At 53.1% G+C, this 15810-nt stretch carries 16 protein-coding genes; 7 read left to right on the forward strand and 9 right to left on the reverse strand.

The genetic code is table 11. The annotated features are described in order from the left end of the window. Positions 1-63: 63 nt before the first annotated feature. From A6M21_RS18060 to rpmH, 9 genes are all read right to left on the reverse strand, one after another. A complete protein-coding gene (locus A6M21_RS18060; protein ID WP_078060769.1) occupies positions 64-225 on the reverse strand; it encodes a DUF1540 domain-containing protein in 162 nt (53 codons plus the stop codon). Positions 226-277: 52 nt separating this feature from the next. After that, positions 278-991: a 16S rRNA (guanine(527)-N(7))-methyltransferase RsmG gene (gene rsmG, locus A6M21_RS15325; protein ID WP_066670664.1), complete on the reverse strand. Its 714-nt coding sequence runs from the start codon at positions 989-991 to the stop codon at positions 278-280. Then, the gene (gene mnmG / locus A6M21_RS15330) at positions 988-2913 is read right to left on the reverse strand and encodes a tRNA uridine-5-carboxymethylaminomethyl(34) synthesis enzyme MnmG (protein WP_066670691.1); all 1926 of its coding nucleotides are present in this window, start codon (positions 2911-2913) and stop codon (positions 988-990) included. Before mnmG ends, rsmG begins: the two co-directional genes overlap by 4 nt. Positions 2914-2949: 36 nt before the next feature. Continuing rightward, the gene (mnmE, locus tag A6M21_RS15335) at positions 2950-4332 is read right to left on the reverse strand and encodes a tRNA uridine-5-carboxymethylaminomethyl(34) synthesis GTPase MnmE (protein ID WP_066670666.1); all 1383 of its coding nucleotides are present in this window, start codon (positions 4330-4332) and stop codon (positions 2950-2952) included. A 66-nt stretch (positions 4333-4398) separates the two neighbouring features. Next, positions 4399-5025 carry an RNA-binding cell elongation regulator Jag/EloR gene (gene jag, locus A6M21_RS15340; RefSeq protein ID WP_066670669.1) on the reverse strand — a complete coding sequence of 209 codons (627 nt, stop codon included), beginning with the start codon at positions 5023-5025 and terminating at the stop codon, positions 4399-4401. Continuing rightward, on the reverse strand, positions 5000-5662 hold the full coding sequence (locus tag A6M21_RS15345) for a YidC/Oxa1 family membrane protein insertase (RefSeq protein ID WP_066670694.1): 663 nt from the start codon (positions 5660-5662) through the stop codon (positions 5000-5002). The genes jag and A6M21_RS15345 overlap by 26 nt, the downstream gene beginning before the upstream one ends. A 42-nt stretch (positions 5663-5704) precedes the next feature. Then, complete coding sequence (yidD, locus tag A6M21_RS15350; RefSeq protein WP_066670672.1) at positions 5705-5914, reverse strand: membrane protein insertion efficiency factor YidD; 210 nt, start codon at positions 5912-5914, stop codon at positions 5705-5707. Positions 5915-5918: 4 nt separating this feature from the next. Then, positions 5919-6266 carry a ribonuclease P protein component gene (rnpA, locus tag A6M21_RS15355; protein ID WP_066670675.1) on the reverse strand — a complete coding sequence of 116 codons (348 nt, stop codon included), beginning with the start codon at positions 6264-6266 and terminating at the stop codon, positions 5919-5921. A gap of 75 nt (positions 6267-6341) precedes the next feature. After that, complete coding sequence (rpmH, locus tag A6M21_RS15360; RefSeq protein ID WP_066670678.1) at positions 6342-6476, reverse strand: 50S ribosomal protein L34; 135 nt, start codon at positions 6474-6476, stop codon at positions 6342-6344. Positions 6477-6829: 353 nt separating this feature from the next. Between rpmH and dnaA the strand changes: the two genes are divergently transcribed. From dnaA to gyrA, 7 genes are all read left to right on the forward strand, one after another. Continuing rightward, on the forward strand, positions 6830-8185 hold the full coding sequence (gene dnaA / locus A6M21_RS15365; RefSeq protein ID WP_066670697.1) for a chromosomal replication initiator protein DnaA: 1356 nt from the start codon (positions 6830-6832) through the stop codon (positions 8183-8185). A 133-nt stretch (positions 8186-8318) separates the two neighbouring features. Continuing rightward, on the forward strand, positions 8319-9434 hold the full coding sequence (dnaN, locus tag A6M21_RS15370; RefSeq protein ID WP_066670681.1) for a DNA polymerase III subunit beta: 1116 nt from the start codon (positions 8319-8321) through the stop codon (positions 9432-9434). 4 nt (positions 9435-9438) lie between these two features. Continuing rightward, positions 9439-9663 carry an RNA-binding S4 domain-containing protein gene (locus tag A6M21_RS15375; RefSeq protein ID WP_066670683.1) on the forward strand — a complete coding sequence of 75 codons (225 nt, stop codon included), beginning with the start codon at positions 9439-9441 and terminating at the stop codon, positions 9661-9663. Between the two features lie 5 nt (positions 9664-9668). After that, complete coding sequence (recF, locus tag A6M21_RS15380) at positions 9669-10769, forward strand: DNA replication/repair protein RecF (RefSeq protein ID WP_161486093.1); 1101 nt, start codon at positions 9669-9671, stop codon at positions 10767-10769. 2 nt (positions 10770-10771) lie between these two features. Beyond that, a complete protein-coding gene (remB, locus tag A6M21_RS15385) occupies positions 10772-11023 on the forward strand; it encodes an extracellular matrix regulator RemB (RefSeq protein WP_066670689.1) in 252 nt (83 codons plus the stop codon). A 102-nt stretch (positions 11024-11125) separates the two neighbouring features. Continuing rightward, complete coding sequence (gene gyrB, locus A6M21_RS15390; protein WP_427854635.1) at positions 11126-13036, forward strand: DNA topoisomerase (ATP-hydrolyzing) subunit B; 1911 nt, start codon at positions 11126-11128, stop codon at positions 13034-13036. Between the two features lie 24 nt (positions 13037-13060). After that, the gene (gyrA, locus tag A6M21_RS15395; RefSeq protein ID WP_078060771.1) at positions 13061-15490 is read left to right on the forward strand and encodes a DNA gyrase subunit A; all 2430 of its coding nucleotides are present in this window, start codon (positions 13061-13063) and stop codon (positions 15488-15490) included. Positions 15491-15810 lie beyond the last annotated feature (320 nt).

Below are 15810 nucleotides of genomic sequence, written 5' to 3' on the forward strand. Positions count from 1 at the left end.
GCAGACATGCCGGGCGAACATAAAAAGAGGAGGCTGCACATACAGCCTCCTCTTTGCATTCTACTATGAGCGTGGCTTGAAAGTTTCACATTTGGTTTGCGGTGATTGAGAAGCCCTGCCGACTCCATTACGGTCCACCTGAATCATCGGAGCATCACAAAGCACATTTTTGTTAAAATGGCATTCGGTAACATTACACTTGATCTGCTGACAATTGGCAGCCATTTAATCACCTCCTGGCCCTTATTGTTTCCGCTTTTTAAAAAAATATTACCGCCTATAAAGGCCGTCTGGCGGGAAGACCGGCGCGCCGGGGAAATTTGTCCGGTGTGGGCATTATTTTTTTTACCAGCACCAGGCTTCTATCTTCATCAGAAAAAGGCAGCTTGAATTGAACAATTCTTTCCAGCAGCCCGCCCAAAAGCTGCAGGGCATTGCCGGCGGATTTCGTCTCTTCAACAACCGCCGGACCCTTCATGGCCACAAACAAGCCGCCGTTTTTAAGCAGGGGCAGACAATATTCCAGCAGCACCGGCAGCGAAGCCACCGCACGTGAAAACGCAAAATCAAAAGATGAACGCAATTCCCGCCGCCGGGCCGCGTCTTCGGCCCGGGCGCAGATCACTGTCACGTCGGAAAGAAAAAGACTGTTGATCACGCATGTTAAAAACTCCGTTTTTTTCCGCACCGACTCCACCAGCGTCAAATGCAGGTCGGGCCGTGCAATCTTTAATGGTATGCCTGGAAATCCGGCGCCCGTACCCACGTCAACCACCCGGGCGCCCCGGCCGGGATTGACTTCCTTGAGCAGCGTCAATGAATCAATAAAATGTTTGACGGCCACATCCCGTTCCTCAATCAGGGCGGTTAAATTAACCCGTTCGTTCCACTCCCGGAGCAAGGCATAATATTGCTCAAACAATCCCAGCCGGGACGTGTCGATATTTACGCCCGGCCCGGTGGCATACTTTTCCAACAGGTCTCTAATCATGTGGCATCACGGTCAACCGCTCCCGCATTACTCGCGCCCGGAGGCTTGTCCGCGCGCTTCACACCCGCCAGGTAAACCAGCAACACCGCGATATCAGCCGGGTTGACGCCGGAAATTCGGCCGGCCTGCCCCACAGAACGCGGCCGGACCTCCAGCAGGCGCTGCCGGGCTTCCGCAGCCAGGCCGCGGATGGCGCTGTAATCCAGGTCATCCGGAATCTTTTTATCTTCCAATTTTTTAAATTTATCCACCTGGGCTAACTGTTTTTTAATATAACCCGCATACTTGGTTTCGATAACCACCTCATCCTGCACCTCGGCGGTCAAATCCACCTGTTCCACCGGCAGGGCGCGGATTAACTGGTAGGAAATTTCCGGGCGGCGTAAAAGAGCGGCCAGAGAAGCGGCCTGCGTAAGCGGTTTGCTGCCGGCCTGCGCCAGCAGGCGATTAACCTCCCCGGATACCGGTACAACCACTCTTTCCAGGCGGGACAACTCCTCACGGACGGCCTCACGTTTTTTTTCAAAAGCACGGTAACGCTCCGGACCAAGCAAACCCACCCGGTAACCGGTATCCGACAGGCGCATATCAGCATTGTCCTGACGCAAAAGCAGCCTGTATTCGGCACGCGAAGTCAGCAACCGGTAAGGCTCCTGAATCCCTTTGGTGACCAGATCATCAATCATCACCCCGATGTAAGCATCGGCACGGGATAAAATTAGAGGCTCCCGGTCGCGAATAAAACGGGCGGCGTTGATACCGGCAATAATCCCCTGCGCCGCGGCTTCCTCATAGCCGGAAGTGCCGTTGATCTGCCCGGCACTGAACAAACCGCGAATCGTTTTACATTCCAGCGATAATTTCAACTGGGACGGAACCAGGTAATCATATTCGATCGCATAACCGGGGCGCATCAATTCCACTTTCTCCATACCGGGCAATGTTCTCAACATGGCCAGTTGCACATCCTCGGGCAGGCTGGTGCTCATACCCTGCACATACATCTCGTTGGTCTCCAGCCCTTCCGGTTCAATAAATACCTGGTGGCAGGGGCGATCGGCAAAACGCACCACCTTATCTTCAATCGAAGGGCAGTAGCGCGGTCCCCGGCCCTGGATGAAACCGCTGAACAGCGGTGAACGGTGCAGGTTTTCCCTGATCACCTGGTGCGTCTTTTCCGTAGTATAGGTAAGCCAGCAGGGAAACTGCACACGCTCCCGGACAGGGGAAAAATAAGAAAAATTATGTAATTCCCGATCACCCGGCTGCTCCGACATCACACTGAAGTCAATGCTGCGCCTGTCCACCCGGGCCGGCGTGCCGGTTTTAAAACGGCCCAGTTCCAGACCGGCTTCCCGCAGGCTGTCCGACAACCCGAGGGCGGCGAACTGCCCCTGCGGTCCGCCGGTATAAGCCAGATCACCAATGATAATCCGTCCGCTCAAATAAGTACCGGTGGTCAAAATCACCACCGGCGCCAGAAACGTGGCACCGGTATTGCCCACCACACCCCGCACCCGGCCCTGCCCGACCAGCAGGCGTTCCACCAGCACCTGCTTGACGTCCAGGCCGGGTTGGTTTTCCAAAACCTTTTTCATCAACAGATGATAACGCGTTTTATCGGCCTGGGCACGCAGCGCCTGTACCGCCGGACCCTTGGCCGTGTTTAAAAGCCGCATCTGAATGGCGGCCCGGTCGGTAACAAGACCGATTTCCCCGCCCAGGGCATCCACCTCGCGCACCAACTGACCCTTGGCCGGACCGCCCATGGCCGGATTGCAGGGCATCAAAGCCACATTGCCCAGATTCAGAGTGAGCACCAGCGTACGGCAACCCATCCGGGCGGCTGCCAGGGCGGCCTCACAGCCGGCGTGTCCGGCGCCGACCACAATCACATCATATTTACCGGCCAGATATTCCAAAATAATCACCCCGCCTGATGCAAACAATGACAGCGCTCATTTGCCGATACAAAAATCACTGAAAATACGGTCTATAATATCCTCGCTGACCGCCGTGCCCGTGATTTCCCCCAGCGCCTCCCATGCTTCGCGCAGATCAATCGCCGCCAGATCAACCGGCATATGGCCGGCCAGAGACAGGCGGGCCGCCTTTAAATGATTGAGACAGCGTTTTAAAGCATCCTGATGGCGCACATTGCTGACCAGCAAATCACCGGCCGGAGCGACGGCACCGGACAGCACCAAGTTCCCGATGGCATCCAGCAACTGCTCCAGGCCGGTGCCAAAGCGAGCCGAAACACTCAATACCGGTTTTGAATCCATTTCCCGCAGCTGTTCCGTAATAACCGCGGCACCGCCCAAATCGGACTTGTTAATCAGAATCAAACCTTTTTTATGACCGGCCAGCTTAATCAGTTCCCGGTCCGCGTCAGTCAACCCCGCACCGGCATCAATCACCAACAGCACCAGTTCCGCCTGCTGAAGCAGTTCCCGTGCCCGTTCCACACCGGCTTTCTCCACCTTATCCGCGGTTTCGCGCAGTCCGGCGGTATCAGCCAGCCGTAAGGGAATACCGCGCACATTCAATACTTCTTCTATCACATCCCTGGTCGTACCGGGAATGTCCGTGACAATGGCCCTGTTTTCATCCAGCAGGGCATTGAGCAGGGAAGATTTGCCGACATTGGGCCGGCCCGCAATGACCGTGCTGATTCCCTCCCGGTATACCCGGCCGGTTTCCGCCTGCCGGATTAACCGCGCCACCGCATCAATCAAATCTGCAAGCCCGCACTCCAAATCATCAGCACTGTTGAAACCTGCATCTTCCTCGGGAAAATCAATGGATGCCTCCACGCGGGCCACCAAACCGAGCAATTCATCCTGCAACTGACGTACGCGCCGGGAAAGCCGTCCGGTCAACTGTCCGGCGGCCACTTCCAGACCGGTGTCCGTCCGGGCGCGAATCAGGTCAATCACCGCTTCCGCCTGAGCCAGATCAATCCGTCCGTTCAAAAAAGCCCGCCGGGTGAACTCACCCGGAGCGGCCAGACGCGCGCCGGCGGACAGAGCCAGTTCCAAAACCCGCCGCACTGCCACAATACCGCCATGGCAGTTGAATTCCACCACATCTTCCCGGGTATATGTATGGGGCGCACGCATAACACCCAGAAGAATCTCGTCAACAAGCCGCCCGTTTGCCGGATCCACCACCCGCCCCCGGAAAAGACGGTGACTGCCCTTCATCCGCCAGTTTGCGCCGCTGGCGCTTTGAAACAGCCTGCCGGCAATACCCATGGCCTCCGGACCGCTGACACGCACAATACCGATGCCCCCCTCACCCAGGGGTGTGGCGATGGCGGCGATTGTATCATCCCACATAAACAAACCTTCCCATTGCCTGGTTTAAAAAACCCGGCAGGCAAACCGCCGGCCGGGTCAGAATGTCTACCCGTGTTTTTTAGGTGAAATCACTATTTTCCGGTAGGGTTCCTCGCCTTCACTGAAAGTATAAATATCATCCCGGTTTTGCAAAGCCGTATGAATAATTCTTCTTTCCTGGGCACTCATCGGCTCCAGCACCACATTCCGCCCCCGCTGCCTGGCCTTGTCCGCCAGTTTCCAGGCCAGTCGCTCCAGGGTTTCTTCCCGCCGCCTGCGGTAGCCTTCCACATCCAGCAGCACCCGGCACCGTTGCACCTGATTTTTATTGACAAACAAATTCAACAAATACTGCAGCGAATCAAGCGTTTCACCCCGGCGGCCGATCAGCACGCCCACATCCTGACCGTTGATATTGATATTGAGCAAACGATCCTTCTCTTCAATCTGCAATTCAACCGGAATATCCATGGCCTGAAAAAGCGATTTTAAAAAATTGCCTGCTCTTCTGGCCGCTGTGTCTTTGATCGCCACTTTGACACGCGCCGGTTTGCCGCCCAGTATACCGAACAGTCCCTTGGACGGCTCCTCCAGGACCGTCACGTCAACTTCTTCCTTCGCCACGCCCAAATCGGCCAGAGCCAGATTAACGGCCTCGTCAACACTCTTAGCCGTCCTTTCGACTTCCTCCACCTTCCATCAGCGCCTCCTTCAAACCGCGGGTATGTCTATTGACAAAATACTGCTGCACGATGCCCACCGCATTAAAAATCACCCAGTACAGAGCCAGTCCGGCCGGTACCGTAGCGCTAATCCAGGCGATAAATACCGGCATGATAATCAGCATCATCCGCTGGGTCGGATCGGAAACATTGGTCGTCATCCGGCTCTGTAAAAACGTGGTGGCACCAGCCAGCACCGGCAGAATATAGAAAGGATCCCCGACCTGACTTAAATTGTTGATCCAAAAAAACTGCGCATGCACCGGGTTGGAGTAGTTAAAATGCAGCAATGCACGGTATAAAGCAATCAATATGGGCATCTGAATCACCAAAGGCAAACAACCGGCCATCGGGTTGACATTGTGCTCCCGGTACAATTCCATTATTTTCTGTTGCATTTTTTGCGGATCCTTATTTTTATAACGCTCCTGAATCTCCTTTATTTTTGGCGCCAATTGCTGCATGGCGACCATGGAACGCATCTGTTTGAAGGTCAAAGGGTAAAGCACCATTTTAATCAAGATGGTCAACAGGATAATAGCCAACCCGTAATTGGGCAGATGAATTTGTACCGTAAACTGGTACAACCAGTTCATCAGCGAGGTCATGCCATCAACCAGCGCCTGAAAAACAGCCAAACGATCTCCTCCTTATTTTACCGGATCATAACCACCGCGACAAAAAGGTTGACAGCGCAACAGGCGCCAGACCGCCAGCAACAACCCCCTGCCCGCGCCATACCGTCTCACGGCCTGTACCGCGTAATCCGAACAAGTGGGATAAAACCGGCAACTGGGAGGTTTTAATGGCGACAAATATTTCTGATAAAAAATCAATACCGCCAACACCAAACGGCGCATAAAATCATCTCCCGCCGTTGATTTTGCGCCTGGCCTTTTCAGCCAGGCCGTACAAATGTTTTGATAAATAGTGATAATCTTTATCTACAGCGCCATGACGCGCAATAATGACCAAATCATAACCCGCTGGAAACCATTGGCGGTTCAAGCGGCAAATTTCTTTCAAACGGCGCCGGATACAATTGCGTACCACGGCCTTTCCCAACTTTTTACTGATTGAAAAACCAAAACGCGTCCCCGTATTCCGGTTGGGTAACAGATATAAAACAAGCGAACGGTTGGCGAAAGAGATGCCGTGCCGGTAAACATTCTTAAAATCGCGATTTGATTTTATTGTGGTTATCCCGGACATCCTCTCACCAACCACCGGTCCCGTAATTAAACAAAAGCAAGCTAAATTAGGAAAAGGCCACTGCTGGTAGCGGCCTTAGGCAGTCAATCTTTTTCTTCCTTTCAATCTTCTCCTTTTAATGACATTTCTGCCCGCCTTGCTGGCCATGCGTTTCAAAAACCCATGCATTTTTTTATGTTTGCGGGCCTTCGGCTGATAAGTACGTTTCAACTATTCTCACCCTCCCTGAGATCCGCCGTCAGCGGGGACTGGAAAATAATAGACACATTACACTTTATTATATAGTAAACATGCCGTCTGCGTCAAGAAGAAAACCTGTGAATTACAACTGTACCGGTTATACACAATTTTCCACAGGGCTGTAAAAAGACTGTTGATAACCGGTCAGAAATTTGGTATCATTGAAACACCCTGAAACAAAACAACTTTTTATGCACAACCTGTGGATAACGTTGTGATTAAGTTTGTTTACAACTTTAGAGCCGGGCCTGCCAAAAGCCCCAAACTCAAGGGGGCTTTTTGGCATGCCCGTGTACGCCCACAAAACGGGAGGTAACCGGGATATGCCACGCAACGATGCAATTAGGGAAGTCAACCAGATATGGAAAAACGTCTTAAGTAAAATCAAACCAGTACTGGATGACAAATCTTATGAAACGTGGATCAGCTCCCTGCACCCGTTGGGATTCCATCGCAATACATTGTTCATTGAAGTGACGAACTACTTTCACCGGGAATGGCTTTCCAACAAATACGCCGCCCTGCTCAAAGAAACCATCTACGAAATCACCTGTGAGAATATAGAAATCAATTTTATTTCGTCCGAAGAAATCAATGACTCCCTCTTGAGCCGTATCCGTCACACCTTGCCGGTAAGGGAAAAAGAACCGGAAACGGCCATTTTGAACCCCAAATACACCTTTGACACTTTTGTCGTCGGCAACAGCAACCGGTTCGCCCACGCCGCCTCGCTGGCCGTAGCGGAATCACCGGCGCAAACCTATAATCCGCTTTTTATTTACGGGGGCGTCGGCCTGGGTAAAACACATCTGATGCATGCTATCAGCCACCACATATTGACTAACAACAGTCAAACCACGGTGGCTTATGTGACTTCCGAAAAATTTACCAATGACATGATTAATGCCATCCGGGACAAAAAACAGGAACACTTCCGGAATAAATACCGCAACATGGATATATTGCTCATTGACGACATTCAGTTTCTGCAAGGCAAAGAAGGAACCCAGGAAGAGTTTTTCCATACATTCAACACCCTATACGAAGCAAGCAAGCAGATCATTATTTCCAGCGATCGCCCGCCCAAAGAGATACCCACACTGGAAGACAGGCTGCGCTCCCGGTTTGAATGGGGATTGATTACTGACATACAGCCACCGGACCTGGAAACAAGAATTGCTATTTTACGTAAAAAAGCAATTTACGACAAAATAAACATCCCGGACGAAACACTGGCCTATATTGCCCAAAGAATTCAGTCCAACATCCGTGAGCTGGAAGGGGCGCTGATCCGCCTGGCCGCCTATGCCTCACTTTATAAAATACCGGTGACAAACGAACTGGCGGCGAACATATTAAAAGACATGTTTCCGAAAGATCCGCCACGAAAGATAACCCCGCCCGATATTCAAAAAAAAGTGGCCGAATACTACGGAATTCATCCGGAAGAAATTCAAAGCAAAAGACGGACCCGCAATGTTGCTTTTCCACGGCAAATCGCCATGTACCTGACCAGGGAAATAACAGACCTCTCACTGCCCCAAATCGGGGAGGCCTTTGGCGGCAAAGATCACACCACGGTGCTGCATGCCTGTGACAAAATTAAAACAGAAATGGAAAATGATCCCATTATAAAACAGACCATTAATGAATTAATTAAAAACATAAAAGAAGCGTGATTAACGCACAACCAATCCCCAGCCCGAAAGCAGGCGCATCAAGGCTGCAGGCGGTTATCCACAATCAAGACGTCCCTACTACTATTACTACTATAATTTGATCAAAATATTAATCAAACAGGAGGGTGCGGCATTGAAATTTTCGGCCACCAAAAGCACGCTTGTCTATGCCCTGCAGATTGTGCAGAAAGCCGTATCACCACGCAACCCGGTGCCAACCCTTTCCGGCATTCTTTTTAAAACCGGGGCCGATCAGCTGACCGTGTCCGCCACGGATCTTGATCTAACCATCGAGTGCACTGTTCCGGTAACGGTGCATGAACCGGGCAACATCGTACTGCCGGCGCGCTATATTACAGAATTGGCCAGGCGCCTGCCCGACGTGCCAATCCTGATCGAAACGTTAACTGCGGGAAGCGCCGCCACAATCAGCTACGGACAATCACAATCGAACATTCACGGCTTTCCGGCGGATCAATACCCGGAATTGCCGGAATTGCCGGAAGCCCCGGCGCTTTTGATTTCCCAGGGAAAATTAAAGGAAGTCATCCGCCAGGTAATTTTCGCCGCTTCAACAGATGAAACCCGCCCTGTTTTTACAGGTGCGCTGTTGGAGATCCGGGACGGCGCGCTCACCCTGGTGGCCACCGATACTCACCGTCTGGCCTGGTGCCGGCTGCCCGTCCAGGCGGACGAAATTATAAGTATCATTGTCCCTGGTAAAACTTTTACCGAGATGTTAAAAATAACAGGAAACAGCGAAGAGGAAGACGTAACTGTTTATGTATCTCAAAGCCATGTTTTTTTTGTTACTTCCGTTATGCAAATTTCTTCACGGGTAATCGCCGGGAAATTTCCGCCTTATCAACAGGTGATTCCCAGGGAATTCAGCACCCGGATCAAAGCGGTGACCAGGGAATTGCTTGAAGCCACTGAGCGGGCGTCACTGCTGATCACTGAAGGAATGCCGGTGGTGCACTTCAACCTGGAAAAAGATGCCTGTGTTCTTTCCGTACATACGGAAGCCGGCTGGATCAGGGAAGAAATGGACTTGCAGGTGGAAGGCGAACCGCTGCAAATATCGTTTAACAGCCGCTATCTTTGCGACGCCCTGCGCGCAATCAATTCGAATGAAGTGCTCATCAACATGACCGGTCCGTTAAGCGCGGCGGTAATCCGTTGTCCGGAAAACACTCAATACCTGTCCCTGCTGTTACCGGCGCAGCCGAAGCCGGCGAGGAGTGAATGATTGATTGTACCGGAAAATAAATATTCCCGGGGGAATCCGCCTGGGGCAGTTTTTAAAATGGGCCGGGGTCGCCGCCACCGGTGGACATGGCAAATTGCTCATCCAGTCCGGTGCGGTCAGGGTCAACGGCCGTGTAGAAACCAGACGCGGTTATACGCTGCAAAACGGCGATCTGATTGAAACCGGGGGACGGCAGTTTGAAGTGGTCAGTGCCGGCCGGGGGGATTGAAACCGGTGTATGTAACCGGTGTGCAACTGAACAATTTTCGCAACTATCAATTTATCTCCTGGCAGCCCCGGCCGGGCGGCTGCATTATTGCCGGAGCGAATGCCGCCGGCAAGACCAACCTCCTGGAGGGAATTTTTTTTGGTTTGACGGGGCGTTCATTCCGGACCAACCGGGAAAGGGAACTGATCCGGGAGGGAAGCCAGTCCGTCCGGGTGGAATTAAAACTTACCCTGACCACGGGAAAAATGGACACGGCCTTGTCGCTCACCACCGGCGCGAAAAAAACGTTTACCGTCAACGGCAACCGGGCGGCGCCGGGGCAGATACCGGAAATACCGCCCCCGGTGGTGTTCAATCCCGATCATTTATCCATTATCAAAGGAAATCCGCAGGAGAGAAGGCGCTGGCTGGACCAGGAACTGGGGATATTCCACCCCGGCTATTTGTTTAACTGGCGCCGCTATCAGCACGCTCTGGCCCAACGCAACGACCTGTTGCGCAAAATCAGGGAAAAACGCAGCCGTCCGGCCGGCTTGAGTGTTTGGAACGAACAAGTTTGTCATTACGGCGGCATGATCATGGCGGCCAGACTGTCCCTGCTGTCCCGGTTCACCCCCCTGGCCAGGGATATATACAACCAGATAGCCGGCCGGGGAGAAAAACTGGTCATTTCCTACCGCAGCTCATTTCCCCTGTCCGGTTTACGGGAGAGCGGGGATATTAGCCGTTTGATGTCCGGTCAGCTGGAGGAGCACCTGAATGAAGATCTGGTTCGCGGCCAAACCGGCCGGGGACCGCACCGGGATGATTTATTGTTCAGCCTGGACGGTTTTGATGTCCGTCAATACGGTTCCCAGGGCCAGCAAAGGAGCATCATACTTTCTTTAAAGCTGGCCCAGATCGAGTTATGTCGCCTTGATTTTAAAGAATATCCGGTGGTCCTGCTTGACGACGTGCTGTCGGAACTGGACCGTATGCGCCGGGAACAGCTTTTTTCCCGCCTGTCCGGTTTGACACAGTCGTTTATTACCACCAGTGAAGAGGTGCATAATAAATCATCCGGTGTTGTTTATATCCGTGACGGTCAAATATGGGAGGGGGAGTAAAATTGTTTCTCCATCTGGGTGACGACCTGGTTGTGTTCAAAAAAGATGTGATTGCCATTCTTGACATTCGCGCACAGGTATCTCCGGTAACCGCCGAATTTATTGAGATAGCCAGGGATGAGGGTTTTTTGCAGGTTATAGCTGAAAAGGGGAAGGAAAAATCATTTGTCATCACCTCCCGGGAAGTTTATATTTCGCCTATTTCCTGCAATACGCTTAAAAAAAGGGCAGCCGTACTTTCGGATGACAATTAGGTCAACCAGGCGAGGTTGCTTTTGTAACCTTAATATGGTAATATGGAATGCCGGGGAAAATGCTTTTTGCATTCTTTGATTGAATGAACGGAGGTTGCGGCCTTGCTGAATCAAGATACCGGACAGCAATACGGGGCACAAGAAATTCAGGTATTGGAAGGGCTGGAGGCGGTGCGCCGGCGCCCGGGCATGTATATCGGCAGCACCAGCGCACGCGGGCTGCACCACCTGGTATATGAAGTCGTGGACAACAGCATTGATGAAGCCATGGCCGGGTATTGCGATCGTATTGAAGTGGTTATAAACGGGGATGAAAGTGTAACCGTTACCGACAACGGGCGCGGCATCCCGGTGGACATTCACCCTAAAACCGGCCTGCCGGCGCTGGAAACGGTGCTTACGATGCTGCATGCCGGCGGCAAATTCGGCGGGGGTGTATACAAAGTATCCGGCGGCCTGCACGGGGTGGGGGTTTCCGTGGTCAACGCCCTCTCCCAATGGTTGGAGGTTGAAGTGCGGCGCGACGGCCGTGTTTACCGGCAGCGTTATGAACGGGGCAAGGCGGTAACTCCTCTGGAGGAAACCGGCCGTACCGGTTCGACCGGTACTAAGATAACGTTCAAACCGGACGGGGAGATATTCGAGGAAATCACCTTTAATTATGAAACCCTGGTTCTGCGCCTGCGGGAGCTCTCCTTCCTCAATCAGGGCATCAAGATTACCCTGCGCGACGGGCGCACCGGGCAGGAAGCCGGCTTTCAACACAGCGGCGGCATCAAGGACTTTATCAAATATTTGAATAAAAACAAGGGTGTTCTGCATAACAAGCCGATTTATTTTTCCGGGCAGCGGGAAAATATCCAGATTGAGGCTGCTTTGCAGTATACCGACGGTTATGTGGAAAACCTTTTTTCCTACGTCAATAACATCCATACCATTGACGGCGGTACGCACGAGGCCGGCTTCAAGTCCGCGCTGACCCGCGTGATCAATGATTACGGGCGGAAATATAACCTGTTAAAAAATGGCACACCGGCACTGTCGGGAGAAGATATCCGGGAAGGCTTGACCGCCGTGTTAAGTGTCAAGGTTCCCGAGCCGCAGTTTGAAGGACAAACCAAAACCAAGCTGGGCAACAGCGAGGTGCGCGGCATAACGGATTCCGTGGTGGCGGACGGGTTGGCCACATTTTTGGAGGAAAACCCGCCGGTGGCCAGGCGCGTGCTGGAAAAATCCCTTACCGCAGCCCGGGCGCGGGAGGCGGCGCGCAAGGCACGGGAGTTGACCAGGCGCAAGAGCGCGCTGGAAAGCTCCTCCCTGCCCGGCAAACTGGCCGACTGCTCCGAACGGGATCCCGCGCAGACCGAATTATACCTGGTGGAGGGCGATTCGGCCGGCGGTTCGGCCAAACAGGGCCGTGACCGCCGTTTTCAGGCTATTTTACCCTTGCGCGGGAAAATCTTGAATGTGGAGAAGGCACGCATGGACAAGATCCTGGCCAACGAGGAAATCCGCGCCCTGATCACGGCTCTGGGCACGGGAATCGGGGAGGAGTTTGACCTGTCCCGGGCCAGGTATCACCGGATCATGCTGATGAGTGATGCCGATGTGGACGGCGCCCATATCAGAACGCTCCTGCTCACCTTCTTTTACCGTTACATGCGCCCCCTGATCGAAGCCGGTTATGTCTATATCACCCAGCCGCCGCTTTACCGGGTGCGCAAGGGAAAGCTGGACCGGTATTTATATAGCGACCTTGAGCTGGAAGGTTTAATCAAACAAACCGGCCATGATAATTTATCCATTCAGCGTTACAAAGGTTTGGGTGAAATGAACCCGGAGCAACTCTGGGAAACCACCATGAACCCGGATAAAAGGACTATCTTGAAAGTTGATTTGGAAGACGCCATTGAAGCGGATGCTATCTTTACCATGCTCATGGGCGACCGGGTGGAACCGCGGCGCGACTTTATCCGGGAAAACGCCCTGGCGGTGCGCAACCTGGATGTTTAGGCGAGAACAAGCTGTTTGAGGTGAATACCGTTGTCAATAGGCAAAGTGATCCCGATTAATCTCAATGAAGAGATGAAGCACTCCTACCTGGACTATGCCATGAGTGTGATTGTGGGACGGGCGCTGCCCGATGTGCGTGACGGCCTGAAACCCGTGCACCGGCGTATTTTGTACGCCATGCACCAGTTGGGCATGACGCCGGACAAGCCGCACCGCAAAAGCGCGCACATTGTGGGCGAGGTGATGGCCAAATTCCACCCTCACGGTGATATGGCCATTTATGACGCCCTGGTGCGCATGGCCCAGGATTTTTCCTCCCGCTACCCGCTGGTGGACGGTCACGGCAATTTTGGCTCGGTGGACGGCGACTCACCGGCGGCCATGCGTTATACTGAAGCGCGCATGTCCCGCATTACGGCGGAAATGATGGCGGATCTCGAAAAAAATACAGTTGATTTCAAACCCAACTACGATGAAAGCACAAAAGAGCCGGTGGTGCTGCCGGCGCGCATTCCCAATCTTTTAATCAACGGTTCCGCCGGCATTGCTGTCGGCATGGCCACCAATATTCCGCCCCACAACCTGGGGGAAGTGATTGACGGCGTGATTATGCTTATTGATCAACCGGAAGCGGCACCGGATGATTTGATGCGGGTGGTCAAAGGTCCGGATTTCCCCACCGGCGGCAAAATCATGGGCCGGGACGGTATCCGCGCCGCCTACCGGACCGGGCGGGGCAGTATTCAGGTGCGCGCCCAGGCCGGCATTGAAAAAATCAGCGGCGGCAAAAGCGCGATCATCATTCACGAACTGCCCTTCATGGTCAACAAGGCGCGTCTGATCGAAAAAATAGCCGATCTGGTCAAGGAAAAGAAAATCGACGGTATCACCGACCTGCGTGACGAATCCGACCGCCGGGGCATGCGGGTGGTTGTTGAGTTGCGCCGGGACGCCAAACCGCATATCGTGCTCAACCATCTGTACAAACACACCCAGATGCAGGACACATTCGGCGTGATTATGCTGGCCCTGGTGCACGGCCGTCCGCAGGTGCTCAATTTGCACCAGATGCTGGAGCATTATTTGGAGCATCAAAAAGATGTGGTCACCAGGCGCACCCGTTTTGATCTGGAGCGTGCCGAGGCCAGGGCGCATATCGTTGAGGGCCTGCGCATCGCCCTGGATCATATTGATGAGGTAATCAACACCATCCGCTCCTCCCGTACGGTGGAAAATGCCCGGGACGCTCTGATGCAAAAGTTCGCCCTGTCCCAAAAACAGTCCGAAGCGATCCTGGAAATGCGCCTGCAAAAGCTGACCGGACTGGAACGGGACAAACTGGAAGCGGAATACAGGGAGTTGCAGGAAAGAATCGCTTATCTGCGGGGTGTGCTGGCTGATGAAAAAAAAGTGCTCGGCATTATAAAAGCGGAGCTGACGGAAATAAAGCATAAATTTGCCGATCCGCGGCGCACAATAATCAGCACTGAAAAAACGGAATTTGATGATGAAGACTTGATTGCCGAGGAAGAGGTGGTGATTACCGTCACCAACCAGGGATACATCAAACGGTTGCCGCTGAACACCTACCACGCCCAGCGGCGCGGCGGGCGCGGTGTGGCGGCCATGGGCACCAAGGAAAAAGACTTTGTGCGGCACCTGTTTATAACCGGCACACATCATTATTTCCTCTTTTTTACCAACCTGGGCAAGGTGTACCGTTTGAAAGTGCATGAAATTCCCGAAGCCAGCCGGCAGGCCAGGGGCACCCCGGTGATCAACCTCCTGTACATCGGCCAGGATGAAAAAATCACTGCTGTCATACCGGTGCGCGAGTTTGTTGAAGGACAGTATTTATTCATGGCCACCAGACGAGGCATTGTCAAAAAAACCGAACTGAAGCAGTTTGACACCTCACGCCGGGACGGCATCATTGCCATCAAGCTGGATGAAAATGATGAACTGGTGGAGGTAAAGCTGACCGGCGGCAGGGAAGAAATCTTCCTCGGTACAAAAAAAGGATTGGCGATTAGATTTCCGGAGCAGGATGTAAATGCTTACGGACGGGCTTCCCGCGGGGTTAAAGGGATAGCGCTGACCGGTGATGACGTGGTGGTCTCCATGGACCTGGCTTCCCCCGGATCCAGCGTGCTGGCGGTAACCGCCAACGGTTACGGCAAGCAGACGCCGGCCGAGGAATACCGGTTGCAGTCCAGGGGCGGCCGCGGGATCATCAATATCAAAAAAACGCCGCGCAATGGTCCGGTGGTGGCGTTGCAAGTGATCGGCCCGGAAGATGAGATCATGATGATTTCAGCGGAAGGAATCATGATCCGCATGAAGGCCGCTGAAATTTCCACCGTCGGAAGAAACGCCCAGGGTGTGACACTGATGCGCCTGGACGAAGGTGATCAGTTGGTGGCGGTGGCGCGGGTAAACAGCAACGAAGATTAAGCACCGGTACCGGCGGCATGACCGCGGTATATTCCAAATACAACGGTTTGCAATCCATGCCGGAAATACCGGTTTTCCGGATTGACAACTGCAGTTGATTATGGTATATTATATTGCACCGCCGGGTGGGATAGACAGAAAATACCTGTTGATCTGCTTGTCCGGATGTGCTAGATTATAAGAGTCGCCGGTGCGCGGCGGCCAGAAAATGGCAGTTGACACAGGGCGGCAAAAAGTGATACAATCAAAAATGTGCCGCGGAAAAGGGCGGCAAACGGTCCTTGAAAACTAAACAGCGAAGCCAGATGCGAAAAGTCTTC

Source organism: Desulfotomaculum copahuensis (assembly GCF_001655685.1).
In the GTDB taxonomy this organism is placed as follows: domain Bacteria; phylum Bacillota; class Desulfotomaculia; order Desulfotomaculales; family Desulfovirgulaceae; genus Desulfotomaculum_G; species Desulfotomaculum_G copahuensis.

What these genes read in the sequence shown, in the direction of transcription:
- rsmG (WP_066670664.1), bottom strand. Translation starts at nt 991, where the DNA reads ATGATTAGAGACCTGTTGGAAAAGTATGCCACCGGGCCGGGCGTAAAT.
- dnaA (WP_066670697.1), top strand. Translation starts at nt 6,830, where the DNA reads ATGCCACGCAACGATGCAATTAGGGAAGTCAACCAGATATGGAAAAAC.
- A6M21_RS18060 (WP_078060769.1), bottom strand. Translation starts at nt 225, where the DNA reads ATGGCTGCCAATTGTCAGCAGATCAAGTGTAATGTTACCGAATGCCAT.
- mnmE (WP_066670666.1), bottom strand. Translation starts at nt 4,332, where the DNA reads ATGTGGGATGATACAATCGCCGCCATCGCCACACCCCTGGGTGAGGGG.
- rnpA (WP_066670675.1), bottom strand. Translation starts at nt 6,266, where the DNA reads ATGTCCGGGATAACCACAATAAAATCAAATCGCGATTTTAAGAATGTT.
- A6M21_RS15345 (WP_066670694.1), bottom strand. Translation starts at nt 5,662, where the DNA reads ATGACCTCGCTGATGAACTGGTTGTACCAGTTTACGGTACAAATTCAT.
- yidD (WP_066670672.1), bottom strand. Translation starts at nt 5,914, where the DNA reads ATGCGCCGTTTGGTGTTGGCGGTATTGATTTTTTATCAGAAATATTTG.